Annotated in this window: 17 protein-coding genes, 1 tRNA gene, 2 rRNA genes and 1 pseudogene; 15 read left to right on the forward strand and 6 right to left on the reverse strand. The window is 36.3% G+C overall.

Annotated elements, in window-relative coordinates:
* Nucleotides 1–330 precede the first annotated feature (330 nt).
* From rrf (B0X80_RS18710) to B0X80_RS18720, 3 genes are all read left to right on the forward strand, one after another.
* Nucleotides 331–445: ribosomal RNA gene (gene rrf, locus B0X80_RS18710) — 5S ribosomal RNA — on the forward strand.
* Between the two features lie 91 nt (nt 446–536).
* Nucleotides 537–651: ribosomal RNA gene (gene rrf, locus B0X80_RS18715) — 5S ribosomal RNA — on the forward strand.
* Between the two features lie 32 nt (nt 652–683).
* Nucleotides 684–768, forward strand: a tRNA-Tyr gene (locus B0X80_RS18720).
* Nucleotides 769–946: 178 nt separating this feature from the next.
* Here B0X80_RS18720 and B0X80_RS18725 read toward each other — a convergent pair.
* Entirely contained in the window at nt 947–2581 is a 1635-nt protein-coding gene (locus tag B0X80_RS18725; RefSeq protein WP_077343080.1) for a tetratricopeptide repeat-containing response regulator, read from the reverse strand.
* A gap of 208 nt (nt 2582–2789) precedes the next feature.
* Between B0X80_RS18725 and B0X80_RS18730 the strand changes: the two genes are divergently transcribed.
* Entirely contained in the window at nt 2790–4154 is a 1365-nt protein-coding gene (locus B0X80_RS18730) for a DEAD/DEAH box helicase (RefSeq protein WP_077343082.1), read from the forward strand.
* A gap of 2 nt (nt 4155–4156) precedes the next feature.
* Here B0X80_RS18730 and B0X80_RS18735 read toward each other — a convergent pair whose 3' ends face one another.
* Nucleotides 4157–4609 carry a YaiI/YqxD family protein gene (locus tag B0X80_RS18735; RefSeq protein WP_077343084.1) on the reverse strand — a complete coding sequence of 151 codons (453 nt, stop codon included), beginning with the start codon at nt 4607–4609 and terminating at the stop codon, nt 4157–4159.
* A 208-nt stretch (nt 4610–4817) separates the two neighbouring features.
* Between B0X80_RS18735 and B0X80_RS18740 the strand changes: the two genes are divergently transcribed.
* The 3 genes from B0X80_RS18740 to B0X80_RS18750 all read left to right on the forward strand — a co-directional run bounded on the left by B0X80_RS18740 (nt 4818) and on the right by B0X80_RS18750 (nt 6274).
* A complete protein-coding gene (locus B0X80_RS18740) occupies nt 4818–5294 on the forward strand; it encodes an acyl-CoA thioesterase (RefSeq protein WP_076420717.1) in 477 nt (158 codons plus the stop codon).
* Between the two features lie 29 nt (nt 5295–5323).
* A complete protein-coding gene (locus B0X80_RS18745; RefSeq protein ID WP_077343086.1) occupies nt 5324–5692 on the forward strand; it encodes a DUF2750 domain-containing protein in 369 nt (122 codons plus the stop codon).
* A gap of 111 nt (nt 5693–5803) precedes the next feature.
* The gene (locus B0X80_RS18750) at nt 5804–6274 is read left to right on the forward strand and encodes a c-type cytochrome (RefSeq protein WP_077343156.1); all 471 of its coding nucleotides are present in this window, start codon (nt 5804–5806) and stop codon (nt 6272–6274) included.
* 93 nt (nt 6275–6367) lie between these two features.
* Here the strand turns inward: B0X80_RS18750 and B0X80_RS18755 are convergent, their stop codons facing one another.
* Nucleotides 6368–7057 (reverse strand): cytochrome b/b6 domain-containing protein, encoded by a 690-nt coding sequence (locus B0X80_RS18755; RefSeq protein WP_077343088.1) that lies wholly within the window; start codon nt 7055–7057, stop codon nt 6368–6370.
* Between the two features lie 155 nt (nt 7058–7212).
* On the opposite strand from B0X80_RS18755, the gene B0X80_RS18760 reads away from it, so the two are divergent.
* The 3 genes and pseudogenes from B0X80_RS18760 to B0X80_RS20605 all read left to right on the forward strand — a co-directional run.
* Nucleotides 7213–8442: a DEAD/DEAH box helicase gene (locus tag B0X80_RS18760; RefSeq protein ID WP_077343090.1), complete on the forward strand. Its 1230-nt coding sequence runs from the start codon at nt 7213–7215 to the stop codon at nt 8440–8442.
* 54 nt (nt 8443–8496) lie between these two features.
* Nucleotides 8497–9855, forward strand: a complete 1359-nt coding sequence (locus B0X80_RS18765) for a hypothetical protein (protein WP_077343092.1) — start codon at nt 8497–8499, stop codon at nt 9853–9855.
* Between the two features lie 142 nt (nt 9856–9997).
* A pseudogene (locus B0X80_RS20605) lies at nt 9998–10255 on the forward strand (MBL fold metallo-hydrolase); the annotation flags it as partial.
* Between the two features lie 85 nt (nt 10256–10340).
* On the opposite strand, the gene B0X80_RS18770 reads toward B0X80_RS20605, so the two are convergent.
* Nucleotides 10341–10541, reverse strand: a complete 201-nt coding sequence (locus B0X80_RS18770; RefSeq protein ID WP_077343094.1) for a cysteine-rich CWC family protein — start codon at nt 10539–10541, stop codon at nt 10341–10343.
* A gap of 403 nt (nt 10542–10944) precedes the next feature.
* Here B0X80_RS18770 and B0X80_RS18775 point away from each other — a divergent pair, with 403 nt between their 5' ends.
* The 4 genes from B0X80_RS18775 to B0X80_RS18790 all read left to right on the forward strand — a co-directional run bounded on the left by B0X80_RS18775 (nt 10945) and on the right by B0X80_RS18790 (nt 19163).
* Nucleotides 10945–14637 carry a TonB-dependent receptor domain-containing protein gene (locus tag B0X80_RS18775; RefSeq protein WP_245825500.1) on the forward strand — a complete coding sequence of 1231 codons (3693 nt, stop codon included), beginning with the start codon at nt 10945–10947 and terminating at the stop codon, nt 14635–14637.
* Nucleotides 14638–14702: 65 nt separating this feature from the next.
* Nucleotides 14703–16775 (forward strand): Ig-like domain-containing protein, encoded by a 2073-nt coding sequence (locus B0X80_RS18780; protein WP_077343098.1) that lies wholly within the window; start codon nt 14703–14705, stop codon nt 16773–16775.
* 104 nt (nt 16776–16879) lie between these two features.
* Nucleotides 16880–18430 (forward strand): tryptophan halogenase family protein, encoded by a 1551-nt coding sequence (locus tag B0X80_RS18785; RefSeq protein WP_077343100.1) that lies wholly within the window; start codon nt 16880–16882, stop codon nt 18428–18430.
* A 13-nt stretch (nt 18431–18443) separates the two neighbouring features.
* Nucleotides 18444–19163, forward strand: a complete 720-nt coding sequence (locus B0X80_RS18790; RefSeq protein WP_077343158.1) for a SapC family protein — start codon at nt 18444–18446, stop codon at nt 19161–19163.
* Between the two features lie 89 nt (nt 19164–19252).
* Here the strand turns inward: B0X80_RS18790 and B0X80_RS18795 are convergent, their stop codons facing one another.
* Together B0X80_RS18795 and cynS are read right to left on the reverse strand one after the other, a co-directional pair.
* Nucleotides 19253–20065, reverse strand: coding sequence for a formate/nitrite transporter family protein (locus B0X80_RS18795; protein WP_077343102.1), 813 nt, complete (start codon nt 20063–20065; stop codon nt 19253–19255).
* Between the two features lie 37 nt (nt 20066–20102).
* On the reverse strand, nt 20103–20552 hold the full coding sequence (cynS, locus tag B0X80_RS18800) for a cyanase (protein ID WP_217697172.1): 450 nt from the start codon (nt 20550–20552) through the stop codon (nt 20103–20105).
* A 337-nt stretch (nt 20553–20889) separates the two neighbouring features.
* Here cynS and B0X80_RS18805 point away from each other — a divergent pair, with 337 nt between their 5' ends.
* Nucleotides 20890–22740, forward strand: coding sequence for a sigma 54-interacting transcriptional regulator (locus B0X80_RS18805; protein WP_077343104.1), 1851 nt, complete (start codon nt 20890–20892; stop codon nt 22738–22740).
* Nucleotides 22741–22835 lie beyond the last annotated feature (95 nt).

Genomic DNA, 22835 nt, shown 5'->3' on the forward strand with positions numbered 1-22835 from the left:
TACAACGTTGATAGGTCAGGTGTGTAAGGGTTGTGAGGCCTTGAGCTAACTGATACTAATTGCCCGTGAGGCTTAACCATACAACACCTAAATAGTTTTGAACTATGGAGTTATTGTGTGAAGACTGACAAAATGAATAAATCATCACGTACATATCGTGTTGAATAAGAGATTAAATGTATTTACGTCGCCTCCGCCATCCAGGGCTCTGGTCGACATTAGTGCATCCATGCACGTCAGCTTTCTAAGATTTTAAACGTAGAGATTGTACATCGTTCCTTGCCATCCATGGCATCACGATATTAGTACATCCTGTACGTTACTTTTTTGTCTAGCGACAATAGCGATGTAGACCCACCTGATCCCATTCCGAACTCAGAAGTGAAATGCATTAGCGCCGATGGTAGTGTGGGAGTTCCCATGTGAGAGTAGGACATTGCTAGGCTTCTAATACTGAAAGCCCGTTACTGATGTGACGGGCTTTTAAACTCTAGAATTTAAAGAATTTACTAAGTTTTTTAAATTCTAAAGTTTTGTTTAGCGACAATAGCGATGTAGACCCACCTGATCCCATTCCGAACTCAGAAGTGAAATGCATTAGCGCCGATGGTAGTGTGGGAGTTCCCATGTGAGAGTAGGACATTGCTAAACGTCTATTTCAACCTAGTAATAGGTTACCCCGTGGAGGGGTTCCCGAGTGGCCAAAGGGATCAGACTGTAAATCTGACGGCTCAGCCTTCGGTGGTTCGAATCCACCTCCCTCCACCATCTTTTCTTTTATGTTCATTATGCCTACTACTGAATTCTTATTTATTCCGCCTTACTCATACTGTAATAAATTCTGAGAAATTTAGTGGTTAATTATATACTCACTAAATTTTAAATAGTAATTTCATTACGTTTAACCTATCCCTAATATGTTCTCTTATCGAAACTACTTGTTCATTTAATTATTCTCTTCAATAACATCATCATATCTTTTTTTTAATTTTTGATATCTAAAATACGATTCAGAATTGACAGATAATTGATTAAATTCTCTTGTTAGGAGTTTTGCTTTGATTACATCTTTATCTCTAATTGTAGAGTGCTCCATCGATACAATAATGGCTTGATAGAGATTTAACTTTATTCCTATATGATAAGGAAATAACGTTAATGCCTGACTTAACTTATCAATTGCTAATTTATATTGGCCTGTTCTATATAAGTTTGTACCAATTTCTAATGCACTTTGTGCTTCTATTTTATTTTTATCTGTTATCGGTTGTTCAATAATCTTAGATATCTCAAGCATTAATTCTGTATCGTCGGGGGTTGACTCAGCTAAAGTGTGAATGAGGTTTTTTCCCATTTCTTTTTTATTAAGTGATATGAGATGTTTTGCTATCGACAATGTTCCTTTTGCAGAGTAATCACGGTCTTCTTTCTTCAGTAATCTTTCAGCCTCATTTAGCGCAGTTAAGGATAATGAAAAATCTTTTACTTTATTATGCAAGCGAGATGTTAATAGCAAAGACATAACTTTAATCTCTGGTTGCTTAAAATCGCGAGTCATTTTTTTTAATGCGTCAAACGCTTTATTGTTTAGCTGCTTGATTTGATATGTAGAAAGTTGATCTGAATATTCTAAAAGCGCTTCAGCAAAGTTTATTGTGTTTTCTGGTTTTCGATGAATAGAGTGATAGGCTAAATCATGTGTATTTTTATAAGCATTAGTTGCTTTTTCAAAATTTTGGTTTGATAAACATTGATCGGCGTATCTCTTTAAGCGAGGAACTGATCGTGGGGAAATACTGATCGCTTTCTCTAATGTTTCTTCTGCTTTAATTGGTTCTTCAAGTAATTGGTAGGTTTTTGCCAACCAGTCATAAGAAGAAAGGTAATGAGGATAATCTTCAATTAAAGCTTTTAGATAATTTTTTGCCGTTAAATAATCTTTGTTAATGATAGCTATTTTACTTAATCCGATAACAGCCCACTGGCAATTTTCTTGATTTTTATAATCTAAATATATCTCTTTAGCTAAATCGTATTGTTCTAGCTCGTAATACTGTCTTGAAATAATACCTAAACATTCGCTTCTATACTGAGGATTCATCTCTGCCATTGAAGTCGATAAGCTAATCACATCATTGTAGTTTTGATTGTCCATAGCATTATAGATTGGTGCCATAGCCTGTTTTTTTAGTAGGCATTTTTCTAGGCGTGAAGAGATCTCACCTAAAGTATACGGTTTTGTAAGGTAATCATCAGGTTTGTGTTCTAAAGCAGCTAACACCATAGATTGTGTAATTTCTGCAGTGATCATTATAATTGTACATTGGCGTGAAATTAGGTTTTTAACTCGGAGTTCTTCTAATATTTGTTGTCCGTTTTTACGGTTTTCACCTAAGTCATAACCTAATAAAATGACTTCGTAATCAATATTTTCACATTTAGAAATAATGTCAGGGGCGTGATGACTTGTATCAATACGTAAGGCATTAATACTTTGAGCAAATTGCTTTAATATTTCTCGAGATTGACGAATGCCATCAATAATTAAAATGTTTTTTTCATAACATACAGCATCAAGCATGAAATACCTTTAATATCATTAAGATAATGACGTGTAACAAATCCATTAGCTTAACTTTACCAGTTATTTGCTCGTAATATAAGTAACAGATTAACGTATATTGCAATATAGAATTAAATCCTTATCGTAGTAAGTAAATTGCCTTAACCACTACTATAATGTAAGCTTCAGCGCCGCAATTGGCGGTATCTAGTGAATTGAGTATATTATGAGTTTTACATCTTTAGGCCTTTCGACAGAAATTCTTACCGCTTTATCTGAAAAAGGTTATGAAAAACCTTCCCCTATTCAAGAACAAGCTATTCCTGCCGTATTGTCTAGAAAAGACGTTATGGCTGCTGCTCAAACTGGTACAGGTAAAACGGCAGGTTTTACCTTACCTATATTAGAGATCTTATCAAAAGGGAATAAAGCTAAGCCTAATCAAGCGCGTAGTTTAATCTTAACACCTACACGTGAGTTAGCTGCTCAAATTGCTGTCAATGTAGATACTTATAGTAAGTACTTATCACTCAGTTCTACAGTAGTATTCGGTGGTGTTAAAATTAATCCTCAAATGATGAGATTACGCCAAGGTGCGGATATAGTGATTGCTACGCCTGGTAGGTTGTTGGATTTATTTAATCAAAAAGCCATCCGGTTTGATCAGCTTGAAGTATTGGTATTAGATGAAGCTGATAGAATGCTTGATATGGGGTTTCTGCGAGATATAAAGAAAATATTGTCATTTTTACCTAAGCAGAGACAAAATCTACTTTTTTCAGCAACATTTTCAGACGATATTCGTGATCTTGCCCGTGGTTTAGTTAATAATCCTGTTGAAATTTCTGTTACGCCTAAAAATTCAGCGGCTGAATCAGTTTCACAATTGGTTTATCCGGTAGACAAAAAGAAAAAACCAGAGCTATTAACGCAGTTAATAAAAGATAATGATTGGCAGCAAGTGCTGGTATTTATGAAAACAAAACATGGTGCTAATAAGTTAACTAAAGTTTTAGAAGGTGCTGGCATTAAGGCTGCGGCAATTCATGGCAATAAAAGCCAAGGGGCACGTACAAAAGCTTTAGCTAACTTTAAAGAAGGTACTATTAGCGTGTTAGTTGCAACAGATATAGCAGCCCGCGGAATTGATATTGACCAACTACCACAAGTGGTTAATTTTGAATTACCTAATGTACCCGAAGATTATGTTCATCGTATAGGTAGAACAGGTCGAGCAGGTGCTAGTGGTCATGCTGTTTCATTAGTATGTGCAGATGAAATAGATTTACTTAACGACATACAACACGTTATGCAGAAATTTATTCCTCGTGAAATTTACGATGGTTTTGCCCCCTTTAACGAATTGCCAGAATCAAGAACGTTAAGACCATTAAAACAACAAAGATCTAAAAAGCCTAAGGCAAGCTTTGAGCATAAAGATGGTCAAAGATCAGCAGATAATGCGCGCGGGCATAAGCCTAAGAGTAAAAACCAAAATCATAAAGTAGGGAATAACCCACAAAGCCGTTCGGCTCGTAAAGCTAATCCACAAAAAGGTGCTTCAAAAGATCCCTATTCAGCATCAAGGTAAATCTATTCTTTGTGATTTGTAGCAAGCCATTTGTCTAAGTTGTTGGCAAAGGCTTGTCGATCATTTTGGCTAATTGGTGGTACTCCACCTGTTTGAATTCCGCTAGATCTTAAGGTATCCATAAAATCTCTCATATTAAGTTTTTGCTTAATATTGTGAGTTGTATACAGCTCACCCCTAGGATTTAAAGCAATACAGCCTTTTTCAACAACTTCTGCTGCTAGTGGTATATCGGCGGTTATCACTAAGTCTTTTAATTCCGCTCTTTTTACTATTTCATCATCAGCTACATCAAAACCAGAATTGACTTGAACAAAATTAATATACTTAGAAGGTGGTGTTTTTAAAAAGTGATTAGCAACAAGTGTTACTTCAATTTTTGCTCGGTCGGCAGCTCTAAAAAGAATATCTTTTATTACAGTAGGACATGCATCAGCATCTACCCAAATCTTCATTTATAATTCCTGTTATTATCATGCGATGCCTCTTTATGGTGCAATAGAAACACATTGATTTTTAATCGTTCAATTTTGTCTGTTTTAAAGCCATTATTAAAGCATTAAATAGGATAATCGCTATTTTGAGGTTATATTAAAGTGGAACGAAAACTGCTTAGTTAAATATATACTATTTATTAGCTATTCATTACAAAGAGAAATAAAGATGAACAAACCACAAAGAGATATCACCTTAAGATTTTTAGCTGAACCACAAGATGTAAATTTTGGTGGTAAAGTTCATGGTGGCGCCGTAATGAAATGGATCGATTTAGCCGCTTACGCATGTGCAGCAGGTTGGAGTGGTCGTTATTGCGTAACAGCTTATGCAGGTGGTATTAAGTTTGTTGCACCTATTCATGTGGGTAGTTTGGTTGAAGTCTCAGCTAAAGTTATTTATACCGGCACATCTTCAATGCACATAGCTATTGAAGTAAATGCTTGTGACCCTAAATCACTTATTCGTCGTAAAACTACGCATTGTATCGTTATTATGGTTGCGGTAGATGAACATGGCCAAAAAATGGGTATACCTGAATATATTCCAGAAACAGAAGAAGATATCGCTCAACACCAAACAGCAATTAAGCTTATGGAAATGAGAAAAAAAATAGGCGATGAAATGGAAATCTTTGCTATTTAACGTTTAAGACATTTTAAAAGGTTAGGAATATGGCTAACGAAGATAATTTACATAAAATAGTAAACCTTAATGACGAAAATAGAGTAACCTACTTTTTAAAAGAAGTACGTGAGAATCAAACTATTTGGATACTAACCGATGAACATGGTTGTGTCATGCTAAATACAGAAGATGAAGATTGCGTGCCTGTTTGGCCTTCAAAAGAAACCGCTGAATTATGGATTAATGGCGAATGGAATACATGTAAAGCGGAAACGATAGGCCTAAATAAATGGTATAGCCGTTGGACTCAAGGTTTGTTAGACGATGAACTTGCTATTGTTGTATTTCCTAACACTAACGAACAAGGTGTTGTGTTATACCCTGATGAGTTAGAAGATGAGTTAAGAAAAAAATAATGAAACCAAATGTTACTTTTTAGTCTGTAGTAACAAAATAAATAAGTTTACTCCCTAGCGTATATTAATTTAAGCTAGGGTAAGGTTCGTTTAATGAGGGATTTAATCAAAATGAAAAAAATATTAACAAGTATCGTTGTTGCATCTTCATTTGTTGTTGCTGCTTCAGCAATGGCAAACACGGCGAAGTCATTAAAACAGGCTGAAAAAGCGGCTCATACACGCCAAGCTGTATTTGGTTTACTAGGTACTAATATGGGGCCACTAGGCGCTATGGCAAAAGGTAAAATGCCATTTGATGCTAAAGCGGTAGAAAAACATGCTTTACGCATTAATCAATTATCATTAATGATTGCCGATTATATGAGTACTAATACATCAGGTTTTAAAGTTAAAACAGAAGCTTCAAATGATGTTTGGACCAAACCTGAATTATTTGAAAAGCGTACAGAAGCATTAGTATCAGCTTCAGCTGACTTATTAAAAGTTGCAAAGTTAGGTAATGAATCTGCTACTAAAAAAGCTATCGGTGAAGTAGGAAAATCTTGTGGCGGCTGTCATGATGATTTTAAAGTCGACTAAATAGTTTTTAAAAATGATAAAAAAGCGCTGCTATTAGAAATAATATCAGCGCTTTTTAGTATCTAAGTTTAAGTTGTCTATTTGATCCGTGAGTTAATAATATTCTTCTATTACGGGAGCATTTATAATAACTAACCAATATACAAAAGCCGCAACAGCTATAGCTGTGATAATCGCAATAATAATTTTTGAATGCTTTATTGCATCTTTTTCAGATACTTCTTCAGAGCTTTTCTTTCCTGTGATCATTGAAGTAACTAATGCTTTCTTTTTAACAATCTTATAAAAAATAATGGCCAGTATATGCAAGGCTATTGCTGCTAAAATTACATTAAAACTATTACGATGGAAAAAGGTAATAACTTTTTCAAGACTGCCAGTAACCTCTCCGTAATATGGGCCAGACGTAAATATGTCGTCATTCATAAATAAACCACTTATCGCTTGTAATAAAATTATTACCAACATAAATACAACCATTAAACTACCTAATGGATTATGTCCTGGATAAGTCACTGATTGTTGTTCGTTTTTATTTTTTATATAGTTTATTAGTTTGTTTGGTGTAGGAATAAAATGTTTAAATTTAGCATGGGTCGTACCTATAAACCCCCACAATATTCTAAACAGCATCAACCCCAGTGCGACATAACCAAAAATAAGATGATAATCGATTAAGTCGTTGTCTTGATCTGAGGTATACCAAGCACCTAATATTGTTAGCACTAATACCCAATGAAAAAGCCTAAGAGGTAAATCCCAAATTAAATATTTTTTTGCCATAATCATTCAACCTTTTTACAGAGGTTACATTATAAAAGGTTCAGTATAAATGGCTATTTATACTGAACTTTAATTGTAAAAATTCGCTACATTACTCAATGTTGAAACTTCTCTGATACAATAGCGACATTAAAAATTTATTGTTGTGAAATTGTATGAGCTTTACCTCTTTAGCGTTAAATCCTGCTTTATTAAAAGCAATTGAAGAGTCTGGTTATGAAAAGCCTACTCCCATTCAACTTGCCGCTATTCCTGTTATTTTAAAACACAATGATGTTATGGCTGGAGCACAAACTGGTACAGGTAAAACCGCGGCTTTTACACTTCCTATTTTGCATCATTTATTATCTCAAAAAACAACGCGTACTGTTAAAGCTCTTGTTTTAACACCTACGCGTGAGTTAGCCCAACAAGTATTTAAAAATATAGAGACCTACGCTAAATATACCGATATTAAATCAGTGCTTGTTTATGGTGGTGTAAGTATTAAACCGCAAACTGATGCTATAAATGCAGGTGCCGACATTATTGTTGCTACACCGGGTCGATTATTAGACCACTTAATTAATGGTTCGCTGACTTTATCTGATTTACAGTACTTAGTGTTTGATGAAGCCGATAGAATGTTAGATATGGGCTTTAAAGATGAAATAACTAATATTTTAAAAAGGGTACCTGCTAAGCGTCAAACTTTACTATTTTCAGCAACCTTTGACGACAGTATTTTTAAGCTAAGTAAAACCTTATTAAATGATCCTCAATTAATCGAAGTGGGTGAACGCAATACAGCAGCAAAAGATATTGAGCAAATTGTATATACCGTAGATGCAGACAGAAAACGCGAGTTAACTTCTTTTTTAATAGGTTCTAAAAATTGGCGACAAGTCCTTATTTTTACACGTACTAAACAAGGTGCAGATGAGCTTGCAAAAGAAATGTGTAAAGATGGGATTAAAACACAATCTATTCATGGCGATAAATCGCAGGGCGCACGAGATAAAGCCCTTGCTGAATTTAAAGAAGGTAAAACAAGAGCCCTTGTTGCGACAGATGTTGCAGCGCGCGGTATTGATATTATCGATTTACAATACGTTATTAATTACGAATTACCTTATGTAGCTGAAGATTATATTCATCGTATTGGTAGAACGGGTAGAGCAGGTAAAGCCGGTTTAGCTTTATCATTAATGAGCCCCGATGAAGACTGGCTGTTAAAGGCTGTGGAAGAAGTTCTTGATACACAATTGTTACCACAGTGGTTGCCGGGCTATGAGCCTGACCTGACTAAGCCCCCAAAAAGTGGCAGAAAAAAACAAAGTTCTCCGTCTAAAAAGAATGCTAGAAAGAAAGCGCTAGGTGTTCAGTCAAATCGTAGGAAACGATAATGTATACAATTATTATGTATTTAACTTTAGTACGCCAATTAAATTAGGGCTGTAGTGATTCATCTTTTAAGTAAAATAGGAATAGTCACATTCCTTTGCTATTTAACACTAAGTTGCGGTGGTGGGGGAAGTGAAGCTACAACTCCTGCAGCACCTACTCCGCCTATTATTGATAAACCCGTTGAGCTTCCCGTAGATCCATTTCAAAACATTCCTCTACAAAGCACTATTAAAAAAGTACAACCCATGACGGGGATTGTACTGTGGGATAATCATGAAGTATGGAGTTCATCAGAAAAAGAAGCAATGAGCAAGGCTATTTCATTAGAGTTTAGCTATATATCTATTAATCAAATAGTTACGGATAAAGGCGTATATAACTGGACCTATCTTGATAATAAACTCGCAAAAATTGCAGCGCGGAATCATCAGGCAATATTTAGGTTGTACTATGCTTATCCAGGACGAGAAACTACCGTACCTAACTATATTAAAAACTTACCTAGTTACAATGAAACTGTAGGAGAGTCAGAAGGATTAACCACATCTTTTCCTGATTGGAGTCATACTGAATTACAAAGGTTTACTCAAGAATTTCATACCAAATTTTCTGAACGTTATGATAATGATAACCGCATAGCGTTCTTACAAGTCGGCTTTGGTTTGTGGGGAGAATATCATATATATGATGGACCTAATATTTTAGGGCAAACCTTTCCTAGTAAAACCTATCAAAAAGTATTTTTAGCGCATCTACAAAAGACTTACGCGAGTTTACCTTGGTCTATATCAATAGATGCCTCAAATATTCAAAATACACCCTTCAATGATGCTAATGTTACGAATATACCTTTTGGTTTATTTGATGATTCATTTATGCACCAAGCGCATTCAGATTATAATGAAAGTGCATGGAGCTTCTTCAATTATAACGAACGATATAAGTCAGTACCTTTTGGTGGTGAATTTAGCTACGTTGAAACCACTGACCAGCGCAATGTACTTAAGCCTAATAGTGGAGCTTATGGTATATCGTACGAAGAGTTTGCCGAAAAATTTCATATTTCATACATGATAGGTAACGACACATATACTAATGGTTCAAATCAAGAACAACCTATAACTCGAATCAAAGAAGCCTCAATGGCTAGTGGATATCAATTTACCATAACGGGTTTTGCTGCTAACACAACACACACTAAAGTAACGATTGAAAACACCGGTATAGCGCCTATTTATTACGATGCTTTTTTGGTTATTAACGGTGTAAGGGCTGAAAAATCATTGAAAGGGTTGTTGCCAAACACTTCAGAAACCTTATCACTTGAAACAAAAGTTGAATTGCCGACGGTGACTATTGTAAGCGAACACCTTTTGCCAAATCAGACGATAGAATTTAACGCGGATTTATAATGAATAACGGTTTAAATTTATTCGTGTTTCTCACCTTCTATTCTCTATTGAAAAAATAACAGGAAAAGAAATACGCAATAGCTATCAAACGTCTATACAGCACCATAATAAAGAAGGTGATTACAACAACATCTACTCAGCATTTTCAGGACGTGGTCTTTTTATAGAAGCCAAACGTTATGCGCGTTGTATGCCATCAAATCAACAAATAGTAACGTTTATTTTAGTGGGGATTCTGGTTATTTCGATGGCTTTAAAGAAATAGGTAAAAATTTGATCTTACTTTGATTGAAACGGGGGCTTATGATAATAATTGGTCCAGATACATATGATTCCAGAACAAAGCATGCAAGCTCATATTGATCTACAAGGTAGTGTTATTATACCTATACATAATGGGGCAAATTTTACCCATTAACTCCATCATAAAAACTCACCAATGGTGCTTGACTAGTTGCACTCATTGTAATTAATCGTTCTCATTACTAACTTATACGTTGCGCTAAGCGATTAAACTTATCCACACAATTGGCGCAAATACAGCTTTTATTTTTTTTATTTGCAGGTACTTGTGCAATTAATGCTGCAGGGATTTTTTTTGTTGTACACCAACAGGGTTCCACTGCGTTAATAGCACAGTAGTTACTTTGTTGGCATAACGGGCATATAAATTCGTTTTTTGTCATTGGTAACTTTTCTTATCATTATACTTGCGGTTAGCGATGTACCGTATTGTATAACACATCATTTATTTATAGCTTTATATAAGTATTATTTTTAACAGAAAGCTTTTTTAGTCAAAAAAAATATACGTAACCATAAATATCTATTTATGGTTACGAAGAAAAAACAATCAATTCAAATCATATTAACACTATAAAATGTAACAACTTATTTAAATCTCCTTATATGTTTTAGGTAACTTAATTCTTTGCTTATTGTGTATTGTTAACAAAAAAAGATTGACAAGTGTGTTGGGGCGGCACTAGAGTGGTATTAGTAGTTAATCTCAAATGATCATGATGGGATTGCCGAACATTTACAAAAACTAGAAGAATTATAAACAGAATATCTACGGGAGATACGATAGTGAAAGCAAGTAAAAAGTTTAAACTTAATGCTGTTTGCTTAGCTGTTTTTTCAGTTTTAGGGGCTAGTGCTAACGCACAAAATGCTGTTGAAGACGAAAAAAAAATAGCTGAAGCAAATGCTGAACAAGAACAGATAGAGGTTATTGAAGTTACTGGTTTACGCGGTAGTTTAATTAAATCAATAAACGATAAAAGGTTTTCATCTAACGTAGTTGATACCATTAATGCTGAAGACATAGGTAAAAGTACCGACCAAAATATTGCTGATGCATTAGGTCGTATTACCGGTGTTTCAATTGTACAAAATCAAGGCGAAGGCTCTCAAATTACCATTCGTGGTGCAACTTCACAACAAAACAATATCACTTTAAATGGCCAACAACTAGCGACAACTGATTTTAGCCAAGCGGTTGATTTAAGTTCTTTTTCTGCGGATGCTCTTTCAAGGCTTGAAGTGGTTAAAACACCGAGTGCAGACCATGATGAAGGTTCATTAGGTGGCAGTGTAAACCTAGTCACTATTAAACCTTTAAATCGTGCTGATAAAGACCCAATTCGTGCACTTGAGGTGCAAGGTCGATACAACGAATTTGCTGATAAAACAGACAGTAAAGTTCAGTTTACGGTTACTGAAACATTTTTAGATGACAGTTTGGGTTTAGCTCTTTCTGCTTATAAAGATTCAAACAGTACACGACGTGATCAATATAGAGTGGGTGACTTTATTGAATCAAGTGCTTATCCAAGTGCTACAGATCAAAATGGCGACGTAATAAGTGACGTTATTGCGATTAAACACGGTAATACCTCTTACTCACTTCATCAAGACGAATCTGAGCGAGCTGGCTTAACTTTAGGGCTGCAATGGATACCAACAGATCAAACCGAAATAACCTACGATCTTACGTATAGTGAACAAGACCGCCATAGAACATTTGATGAAATAAAAACACGTAATAATATCAGCCCTGGTTTAATAGAAGGCGAGCGTAATGTTGCTAACTATGCGACAGAAGAATATGAATCACAATTTACTGACCCATTTGCCAATTGGTTTACTGTTGATACAACGACTAATACTGTAATAAAAGATATCAGTCGTTTTGGTGCTGGTGATATTAGCCGTTCGAACACGGATACTGAAGAAAGTAATTTAAGTACGACCTTAAAGATTGAACACTATATTACTGATGATTTACAAGTGAGTTTATCGTTAGGACACTCTCGTAGTGAAAGTCAAAGTGGTCCAGACAACGCATATACCAATATGCAAAATTTTCACCAAGTTCCAGGTCCATTATTATTCAACGCTGGGCGAGATGTTATTCCTACAGGGTACGATTGTACTACCGGGCAGTGTGAAATTATTACCGGGGACACTTTTGTTGATTTAGGAGAAAACATCTTTGCATATACAGATGAAGAAGGTATTGCTAGATCACAATGGTACGATAATACGAATGTGTTAACGGGCTTTAATCCTGCAGATTTAGACACCTTTCACTTAGGTTTTATTTCGCAAACAGATGTTGCCGTAAAAGATACAATCAACAATGCACAACTTGATTTTGACTGGTCAGTTGAGCTTGGGCCTATTACTAAATTTGAATTTGGTGCTAAGGTCAGTCAACGTGAAAAATTTGTTGATAATCAAAACTATCAATTTACCTCAACTAGCCAAACCATTGTATTAGAAGATTCAGAAACAGGCCAATTAACTGTTATTGATAACGGTGATATTTCTGGTATCCGTGGTAGTTTAATCGCGAGATCTGAAGGTTTAGGTGTTGACGATTTTATGGAAAGTTTAGGTTATGATCAGAATCATATTACAGCTGGCTTAAGTCCTATAGATGTCAGAAAAGCGCTTAGCTTAATTCATGGTAATGATAATGTTGTTAGAGATGTAAACGATACAGAAACTCGCTCAACAGACTTAGATACTAAAGCCGTATATTTTAAAGCTAATTTCGAATTTTTAGATGGCGCTTTAACCGGTGATGTTGGTATGCGCTATGTTGAAACTGAAGTTGAAGCTAAAGGTGCTGCTGGTGCTCAGTGGTGGAGCCATACAGGAACAAACCTTGCTCGCGAATTTAGTTATACCAAACTTGAAGAACTACGCGATAAAAGCTTATCAGCTTGTCCAATTCCAGATCCAAGCGATAACGGTTATGCCAAAAAATTCGGTCGTGTTGATGGTTTAGGTTGGGATACATCTGCAGGACCAGATCCTTCAGGTTGGACTCGTATACCTGATGCAGGGCCATGTCATGATCCTGATTATGCTGATTGGTTCGAAATCGTATCAGCTGATCCAAACGCTGATGCATTCCCAGCAGGTCATGCACGTGAAGGTGAGGAGTTTAATGCTCCAACATGGACAAGTATGTGGCGCTATGCTGATATTAGTGGAACACATTATGATGAGTTTGGAGATCCTAGCTCAACCACAGCACCAGTCACTTGGGATGGTTCAACTCCTACAGCAAATAGTACTGTTGGCTTTATTGCTGATTCAGTTCGTAGTAATCGTGTTTCTTCGTTTGCAGCTTCAGGTACAAATAAATATACCAACTTTTTACCGAGCTTAAATTTAAATTATGCCATTACGGATGATCTTGTAGGGCGCTTTGCCATTTCAAAAACAATGACAAGACCTGAAATTGACCAATTAAGACCGGGTTTTTCTTTAAACCAAGGTGCTTACTGGTCAGGTGAAGATTCAAACGTTGGAAGCAGTATTACGCAGTTTAATACTAAGTTAAAACCTTTAGAATCTAGAAACTTAGATTTATCTTTAGAGTGGTACTTTAATCCTACGTCTATGTTAAGTGTTGCGTTTTATCAAAAAGATATGAGTAACTTTGCGGATACGGAATCTTTCAGAAGTTACGTGCGTGACTTTAGAGAAGATGAAACAGTTGATGCAGATACCATTTATCTTGACGCTGCGGATACAGGCTCGTGTTTATCATTAAATGGTACAGCTGATTTCCCGTTTAACAAAACCTTAGCACCTACATTATCAAGTGATCCAAATTTACTATGTGATGAATACAACGTAGCTAAATACATTAATGGTGATGGCGCTAAAATCAATGGTATTGAGATAGGTTATTCTCAAACTTATGATTTCTTACCTGGCTTTTTAAGTGGTTTAGGTGTTTCGGCTAACTATACCTACCAAGACAGTAAATACGATGCTCAACTATCAGAAGTGACTGGGCTAGCACTACCAGAATACCCTGTTGCAGATACTCCAAAACATTCTTATAACTTTACAACCTTTTGGGAGCAAGATGGCCATCAAATACGTTTAAGTTATCGAGGTACTTCAGACTCTCTTGTTGGTAGAGACTGGAATACCAGCCAAAATGGACGTACATGGAATCAAGGAAGTATTTGGAATGAAGGACGTGATTCATTAGATTTATCAGCGTCTTATAAAGTTAATGATAATGTGACTATAAGTTTGCAGGCTGTGAATTTAACAGATGCAGCATTTAGAACTTATTTCACAAGTAGAACCTTAAGAGTTGATCGTGTAGCAGCAGATAATGCCGCAGGTTATACATACGAACCATACGATGAAGGTAATCCTCTTAATGGTGAAGCAACTAAATCACGAACATACACTAAGTTCAAAGTAGGTACTACTTATCGTTTAGGTGTTCGCGTTAACTTTTAATTCAATTAAATAAGGTATGTAACGGACGTAAGTTATATACCTTTTTAAAAAAATGGTAATTGACTATGAAAATTATACAAAAAACTTTATTAGTAGGTGCTATCACAACAGCACTTGCTGGTTGTGGTGATAAATCGTTCAAACCAGAAGTAAAAACATCAAATGCAGCTCCGGTTGTAGTAGGAAATATTGAAGTTACAGTTAACGAAAAAGACGCTGTTAGTTTTGTTTCTTTGTTAGGTACCGCTTCGGGAGAAAAAACAGGTGCGGGTGTAGTCACTGATGCTGACGGTGATTTTTTATCTATTAAAAATCTAACATCTAATATGGAAAGTACTGTGGGTTTTGAGCTAGAAGGTAACGCGATGTTATTGCGACCTTCTGCATTAGCTGACTCTATAGATACAGGAGAAACTTATTCTATTGTCTTTACTTATGATGTGTCAGACGGTCAAGCGAGCACTCCTCGTACTGCAACGTTTAATGTCGTTGGCGAAGATTTTGCGCCAGAAATTACAGGTGATTTAGTCGGTAATTACACTAAAGATGCAGGTACAGGTACGTTAGATTTATTAGTGAATGTTGTTGATGCTGATGACGAACCCTTAAGGGCATCTAACTTGGTTGCCAGTGCAGATAATCCTTTTGTTTTACCATCATCAATTAATGAAAATAACGAATTAATACTCGATATTGCCAGTATTGCTAGCCAAGTCGCTGATGGTGAAAAAGTGACACTTAATTATACCTATCAAGTGAGTGACCATAGGTTTGATCAAAGCAGAAATTTAACTATTAATATTTTAGGTGTTAAAGATGTTCCTGGTGCACCACTAATTGCTAGTTACTTTTTAAACGATGAGTTAGACGAAACGGCCACAGCAAAAGTTTATGATTTAGTTGCTGATGTCGTTGATCGCGAAGGCGACGCCATGGCGGTTAAAAACGTTAAATTAAATGGTGTTGAAGCGTTAATGTACGGTGCTAAATTAGAAGGTAATAATTTAACCTTCACGCCTACGGCGTTTTTAACCGATATTGCAGCTGGCACCAATATGTCGTTTGAATTTACTTACCAGATTGAAGATGCAAACGGTAATACAGCGGATGGTGAACGTTCATTGGCTATTCTTGTGAATGGCGTAGAGTCTAATATTTTAGTTAATAATGGAGCATCGCAAGATTTTGAAGGACTTCCAGCTGGCGATATGCCGAGCAATATAGGTTGGAGAAAAGTCGCCTATGATGGGCAACTAACAAATCCTGTAATTTCGACTGATGAATCTCATTCAGGCGACAATAGTGTTTTTGTTGAAAAGGGCCTTGGTCTTGAAGTTGATTGGCCTGCTACAGCAGATCGTATTTACTATTATGCTGGTTGGTCAAAAACCGCTATAGCAAGAGACAAAGACTTTATGCATTTTAATGCTTATGGTGGAGAAAGAGCTTGGTGGAAAGATGGCTTAAGACAATGGGTAGCTGACTCAACTAAGTGGACTGAAACGACCAAAGTATTTACAACTTTTGACTGGGATTTAGGCACTATTGTTCCTAATGCTTTATTTCAATCGTTAAACGGTCCAGACTGCTGTACTAATGGTGATGCTTACGTAGATGACTTACGTATTGTGGATATAACGGATATTGATGGCTACGCAAATAACATGCTAACTATGGAAGCGTCGTCATTTGAAGATGGCGTTGTACCTACTAACAATGGTGTTGGCATTATTGGTGTAACTGATACCGTAACAGAAGTTACTAATGGCACGTATGCGTTAACTGTAGATACAACAGGCAATGAATCAGCATCAGAAGTTGTTTTACCTGTTCAAGCTGGCGCTGTTAAATCAGGTGGCCGCTATATGTTGCAATTAGACATACACCCAACGAACGCACCTGCTGATGCGGCTACAGGTTTCGAAGTTAAACTAGAAACAGCATCGGGTGAAATTTATAACTTTTATCCAAGTACATGGAGTAATACAGCCAATAGTGCGGTACGTGTAATGCTTAATACAGATAGTGCAACAGGTACACCTGATTGGGAAAACGAAGATGTATCTGTGCGTCTTCGATTCCAAGTAGCTGGTATTGTCTATCATATCGATAACCTAGCATTGTTTGCTATTCCATAATAAATACAATTGCTATTTATATTAAAAAAGACCTATCAATTATGATGGGTCTTTAACTTTATAGTTATTATACTTATCGAAACAAAGTTGTTGGAGCGTTATTCATGAGTAATATTGTTCAATCAATCGTTATTGTTGGCGGTGGTACTGCGGGTTGGATAACTGCAGGTATCCTCGCTTCAAGGTTTCCAGCGCGTATTGCCAACAAAGAGCTTACTATTACTTTATGCGAATCACCTAATATTCCTACTATTGGTGTGGGCGAAGGTACATGGCCAACAATGGCTTCAACTTTAAAAAGTATGGGCGTATCAGAAAGTGAATTCTTTAAAGAATGTCATGCTTCTTTTAAACAAGGTTCACAATTTATAGGCTGGGATAATAACCAAGGTGAAGGCTATTATTATCATCCTTTTGACGATTTACAGCATTCTGTAGATGGAGTTTTTGCCGAGTATTGGTTGAAAGAATCAATACCTGAAGCTTTTTCTAAACATTTCTCTGTTCAACACGAAATTTGTCAACATCACTTAGCCCCTAAAAGCATTACCGATGCAGAATATAAATCATCTACTAACTACGGCTATCATTTAGACGCGGGTTTATTCTCTAAGTTTTTACAAAAACATTGTGTTGAAAAGTTAGGTGTTAAACACGTTTTAGCTGAGGTTGATAAGGTCAATCAAAGCGAAGATGAAAGTATTACTTCTGTAGCACTTGATAATGGCAAACACCTTGAGGGTGATTTGTTTATAGACTGTACAGGATTTAAATCACTTTTACTGGGGCAAACGCTAGGCGTAAAATTTAAATCAGTAAACGACATTTTGTTTGCCGATACAGCACTTGCCACACAAGTTATGTATAACGATGAAAATAGCCCTATTGCTTCTTGTACTAAATCTACGGCTCAAGACGCAGGTTGGATTTGGGACATAGGTTTACCTACGCGTAGAGGTGTTGGCTATGTATTTTCAAGTAAACATACTTCTACCGAAATCGCTAAAGCCGATTTATTCGCTTACATAGAATCGACCGGCGGAAAAACAGATAACTTAACGGTTAGAGAAATTAATTTTACTTCAGGCCACCGAGAAAAATTTTGGCACAAAAACTGTGTAGCCGTAGGACTTTCCGCTGGATTTTTAGAACCTTTAGAAGCTTCTGCATTAGTATTGGTAGAGTTATCAGCAATGATGATCGCTGAACAATTACCCGTTACAAAAAATGTAATGGAAATTTCAGCACAAAGGTTTAACGACAAATTTAATTATAGATGGGGTAGAGCAATTGATTTTTTAAAGCTTCACTATACGTTAAGTCATCGCACAAGCCCTTTTTGGCAAGACAATAAAAACGAGTCGTCTATTCCTGCGCGTTTACAAGAACTGATGAAATTATGGGAATACAAAATACCTAACGGACACGACTTTGAAGCAACCGGAGAGTTGTTTCAAGCAACAAGTTATCAGTTTGTTTTATATGGTAGTCAATTCCGTACAAAACCGCCGTTTGCATTAGAACCTTTTATTAAAAACTACGTAGCTGATCAGGTAAATTATAATAAGCATAAAGAACATCAGCTGTTGTCTACTTTACCAACGAATCGTGACCTACTAAATAAAATTTATAAATATGGTCTTTCAAAAATTTAACTGCGAGATAGATATGACAAAGAACACCATTGAATTATTAGATTCTGTAAAACATCGTAATGTAAAAGTTGATACATCATTAGTTGATGTTCCTCACAACAAAATGAATACAGCAACTGTTATGGTCGTAGAACTTGTAACGCTTGTGCACGAATATCCTATCTTTATCACTAAAAACCCTAACACTGGACAGTTCTTATTTAGTGCTTTATTAGGCATAGAATCAGGTGAAAACCTTTATATAAAAGATAATGTTTGGCAGGCAAGATACTTACCTTTAGATGTCTTAAGACGCCCATTTCAAGCAATGCTGGCGCAAGAAGATGACTTTTCTGGTGGTCGTATCGCAATTGATATGGCAAATCCTCAGGTTATTAGTAGCGAAGGAGAACGTTTATTTGATCAACAAGGCGAACCTACCGATTACTTAAAAAGAATACAAACAACTTTTGCGCAACTGATGGGCAGTACGGAACAAAATAAAGCGGTTTTAGAGGGCTTATATAAATACAATCTACTCGAATCTATTAACCTCGAGCTTGATTTAGGTGGTCTAAAACCTACAAACATGAATGGTTTATACACCATCAATAAAGACAGCTTAGCTAAACTAAGTGGTGAAGCACTTGAGGATTGTCATCAAAAAGGCCTATTGCAAGTGTGTCATTTAATAATGAGTTCAGGCACTCATGTTGAAAAACTAATCCGTTGGTCAAAAGAGAAACATTTATAGATAGATTCTTACTTAAAATAAAAAAGGCTTCGTAACGCTAATTACGAAGCCTAACATTGTATATTTCAACAATCTAAAATGTTATTCGTTTACGAAATTTTACGCTCAGGCGACGTTCTAACATGCGTTAAATAAAGGGGTAAACCTACTAACAACAAGCCACCCGCTAAATTACCTAAAACTGTAGGAATTTCATTCCACAGTAAGTAATCGTAAACGGTAAAGTCACCACCCATGATCATAGAAAACGGGAATAAAAACATATTTACAATAGAATGCTCAAAACCCATGAAGAAGAACAACATAACCGGCATCCACATAGCCGCCATTTTAGCCCCAGCAGAAGTTGAAATCATCGCACCCACCACGCCCATAGACACCATCCAGTTACACAACATACCGCGAATAAAAATAGTTAACCAACCACCAATACCGTGCTCTTGATAGCCTAAGGTTCTCGACTCACCAATTGAAGCGACTTTAGCGGCAATAGCACCACCATCAGCCGAATAACCATAGGTTAAAATAAACGACATAAAGAAAGCGGTGGTCATTGCGCCGGCAAAGTTACCGACAAAGACTAAGCCCCAATTACGCATAACACCACCAACGGTAACGCCTGGTCGTTTATCAAGTAGCGCTAAAGGCACTAACGTAAATACCCCGGTGAGTAAATCAAACTTCATTAGGTACAACATAATAAAGCCAACAGGGAATAAACAAGCGCCTAAAATAGGGCTGCCAGTTTTAGTTGCTACGGTAATCGCAAAAATAGCGGCTAAGCCAAGAATAGCGCCAGCCATAAAGGCACGAATAATAGTATCTTTAGTCGACATGTAAACTTTTTGTTCACCGGCATCGACCATTTTGGTTACGAATTCACTGGGTTCAATATAAGCCATGATTATTTCTCACTTAATTTAGTTTTATTATTAATGGTTAGTAAGTTTTGTAAGGTAAAAACTTCCCGCTTAAGAGAATTTGAACCCTATCGCCGTTCTCGTTAGGTTCACGCTTTAAGTCCATATTAAAATCGATGGCACTCATGATGCCGTCGCCAAATTCTTCATGAATAAGTTCTTTAAATGTAGTGCCGTATACGCTAATTAATTCGTAAAAACGGTAAATAAGTGGGTCTGTGGGTACTGCTGTTGGTAATGAACCTTTATAAGGAACTACTTGCAGTTGAATGATGGCGTCTTCAGGTAGGTCGAGCACGGCGCCTATTTTTTCAGCTTGCTCCGCTGTTAATGTCATCTGGCCTAGCAAAGCGGCTGTTGTCCATTCTTTACTTAAACCAATTACTTCTGCTAATTCTCCCCACGAAACTTTTTTATAAAGTTTTTGAGTCACAATTAATTCGGTTACTTCGTTGCGTGTCATCGTCATGGTATTTCCTCGCTAAGTTTAAAATATGGGGTGTTTGAATGTTTACCTAGGTGCTTTATTGATGCGTTGCACTTATTTAGAGCAAAAGCTTTTAAATGTTCTTACCTTGGCTGATTTTTTCAAACATAAAACAAACCGTAACCTGATATAGCGATAACTGTGCCATAGCTTTAATTTTTATATTTATTTGATTGTTAAGGGAAAAATTAAAATTCATTAATTCTAAAGTCAACGATATTTCGTTGTTAACGATTTTTCGTGGTTCATGTAACGATAATTCGTTGTTTGGCCTAACAATTGTATGAAGCAATATGAGGCAACATTTTAGGATAAGAAAATGCAGAATAATTTGTTTAACAACGCACCCACAGCCATGTTGTTAATAGACCCAACTAATAACCAAATTTTGCAAGCCAATAGCAAAGCAAAAAAGTTATTTGCGTTAAAGGAGGCTGATTTAGCAAACTACAAAGTCACGCAATTTTTTCATGAATGTTTAGAGCAACTGATACATTTTACTCAGCAGGTACTTATTCAAAAAGATGCATGGTCGAGCGATTTAAGCATTAAAGTGAATAGTGAGATTATCCATTTAGAAATCAACGCAACGCAGGTTGAAGAACATATATTAATGAGTTGCCAAAAAAGTGTAGAAAGCTTTGCTCGTTATCATCAAGCTATTGTTGAATCTAATTACCAATCAGGTTTAGCGCATTGGCGTAAAAACGAAACCGCTTTTGAAGAAATAGAACGACAAAATCAACTCTTATTAACCGCGGTAGGCGATGGTATTTACGGTGTTGACGATCAAGGTAATACAACCTTTGTAAACCTAGCGGCAGAAAAAATAACGGGATGGAAAAGAGAAGATATTATTGGTAAAAAAATGCATGAAGTGATGCACCATACTTATCCCGACGGAAGCCATTACCATGCGCACGATTGTCCTATTTACGCGGCATTTAACGATGGTGAAATACATAGCGTTGATAACGAAGTGTTTTGGTCAAAAGAAGGGAAGCCTATTCCTGTAGAATACACCAGCACGCCAGTAACCGAGCACGGCATATTAATTGGTGCGGTGGTAATTTTTAGAGATATTACCGAGCGTAAACGTATTCAACAAAAACTACTTAATGCTATGGAAGAAGTTGACTCATTAAAGCGTCGACTAGAAATGGAAAATGCCTATTTATTAGAAGAGCTAAATGCCGATTTTAATCATCACCAAATTATTGGGCAAAGTGCTCAAGTGCAGCACATGGTACAACAAATTGAATTAGTTGCACCAACCAATGCGAATGTACTTATTATAGGCGAGTCGGGGACAGGTAAAGAACTTATTGCTAGAGCAATACATGAAGTAAGCGAACGAAAAGCACGGCCACTTATTCGTGTTAACTGCGCGGCTATTCCCGCTGAATTATTTGAAAGTGAATTTTTTGGCCATGTAAAAGGAGCCTTTTCAGGCGCAATATCTGATCGAATAGGACGTTTTGAACTAGCAGACGGAGCCACGATATTTTTAGATGAAGTGGGCGAAATACCGATCCAGTTACAAGGTAAATTACTGCGAGTATTGCAAGAACAACAATACGAAAGAGTTGGCGACTCTCGTACAAGAAATGTTGATGTTCGGGTTATTTCTGCCACCAATCAAGACTTAAGAGCCCTGATAAAAGAAAACAAATTTAGAGAAGATTTATACTATCGGCTGAATGTATTTCCTATTCAATCCCCAGCGTTGCGTGATCGTATCGACGACTTACCGCTACTCGTTAAACATTTTATTAATAAGGTGTGCCGACGTATTAATAAACCACAACCTAAAGTCTCATTAGCGCAAATGCAGTTGTTAGAACAATACACTTGGCCGGGCAATATACGCGAGTTAGAAAATATAATTGAACGACAAATAATTTTAGCTAAAGGCGATAAAATTACCTTCGATATTTTAGCTAAGCAAACTAACAATATTCAGGTGCCATCAAAAACAGTAGCGCCATCAGAACTCATGAGCGCAACACAACATAAAGCATTAGAAAAAAGTAATATTGAAAAAGCGTTACAGCACTGCAAAGGCAAAATTTATGGTAATGACGGCGCGGCAGAATTACTTGGTTTAAAACCAACAACGCTCGCTTCTAAAATTAAGAAGTATGAGATCAGTCGACATAGATTTATGTAAATATTACAAAAAACAATAAATAAAGGTGGTAGAATTTTTATATTATCATTACTTATCAGTGGTTTATCGTGTGGTCTGGTATTTGCAGCTTATTG

Origin of the sequence: Pseudocolwellia agarivorans (assembly GCF_002000085.1) — a bacterium.
Taxonomy (GTDB): Bacteria; Pseudomonadota; Gammaproteobacteria; order Enterobacterales; family Alteromonadaceae; genus Pseudocolwellia; species Pseudocolwellia agarivorans.

What these genes read in the sequence shown, in the direction of transcription:
- B0X80_RS18740 (WP_076420717.1), top strand. Translation starts at nt 4,818, where the DNA reads ATGAACAAACCACAAAGAGATATCACCTTAAGATTTTTAGCTGAACCA.
- B0X80_RS18745 (WP_077343086.1), top strand. Translation starts at nt 5,324, where the DNA reads ATGGCTAACGAAGATAATTTACATAAAATAGTAAACCTTAATGACGAA.
- B0X80_RS18790 (WP_077343158.1), top strand. Translation starts at nt 18,444, where the DNA reads ATGACAAAGAACACCATTGAATTATTAGATTCTGTAAAACATCGTAAT.
- B0X80_RS18795 (WP_077343102.1), bottom strand. Translation starts at nt 20,065, where the DNA reads ATGGCTTATATTGAACCCAGTGAATTCGTAACCAAAATGGTCGATGCC.
- B0X80_RS18760 (WP_077343090.1), top strand. Translation starts at nt 7,213, where the DNA reads ATGAGCTTTACCTCTTTAGCGTTAAATCCTGCTTTATTAAAAGCAATT.
- B0X80_RS18750 (WP_077343156.1), top strand. Translation starts at nt 5,804, where the DNA reads ATGAAAAAAATATTAACAAGTATCGTTGTTGCATCTTCATTTGTTGTT.
- B0X80_RS18730 (WP_077343082.1), top strand. Translation starts at nt 2,790, where the DNA reads ATGAGTTTTACATCTTTAGGCCTTTCGACAGAAATTCTTACCGCTTTA.
- B0X80_RS18770 (WP_077343094.1), bottom strand. Translation starts at nt 10,541, where the DNA reads ATGACAAAAAACGAATTTATATGCCCGTTATGCCAACAAAGTAACTAC.
- B0X80_RS18735 (WP_077343084.1), bottom strand. Translation starts at nt 4,609, where the DNA reads ATGAAGATTTGGGTAGATGCTGATGCATGTCCTACTGTAATAAAAGAT.
- B0X80_RS18785 (WP_077343100.1), top strand. Translation starts at nt 16,880, where the DNA reads ATGAGTAATATTGTTCAATCAATCGTTATTGTTGGCGGTGGTACTGCG.
- B0X80_RS18755 (WP_077343088.1), bottom strand. Translation starts at nt 7,057, where the DNA reads ATGGCAAAAAAATATTTAATTTGGGATTTACCTCTTAGGCTTTTTCAT.
- B0X80_RS18725 (WP_077343080.1), bottom strand. Translation starts at nt 2,581, where the DNA reads ATGCTTGATGCTGTATGTTATGAAAAAAACATTTTAATTATTGATGGC.
- B0X80_RS18805 (WP_077343104.1), top strand. Translation starts at nt 20,890, where the DNA reads ATGCAGAATAATTTGTTTAACAACGCACCCACAGCCATGTTGTTAATA.
- B0X80_RS18780 (WP_077343098.1), top strand. Translation starts at nt 14,703, where the DNA reads ATGAAAATTATACAAAAAACTTTATTAGTAGGTGCTATCACAACAGCA.
- cynS (WP_217697172.1), bottom strand. Translation starts at nt 20,552, where the DNA reads ATGACGATGACACGCAACGAAGTAACCGAATTAATTGTGACTCAAAAA.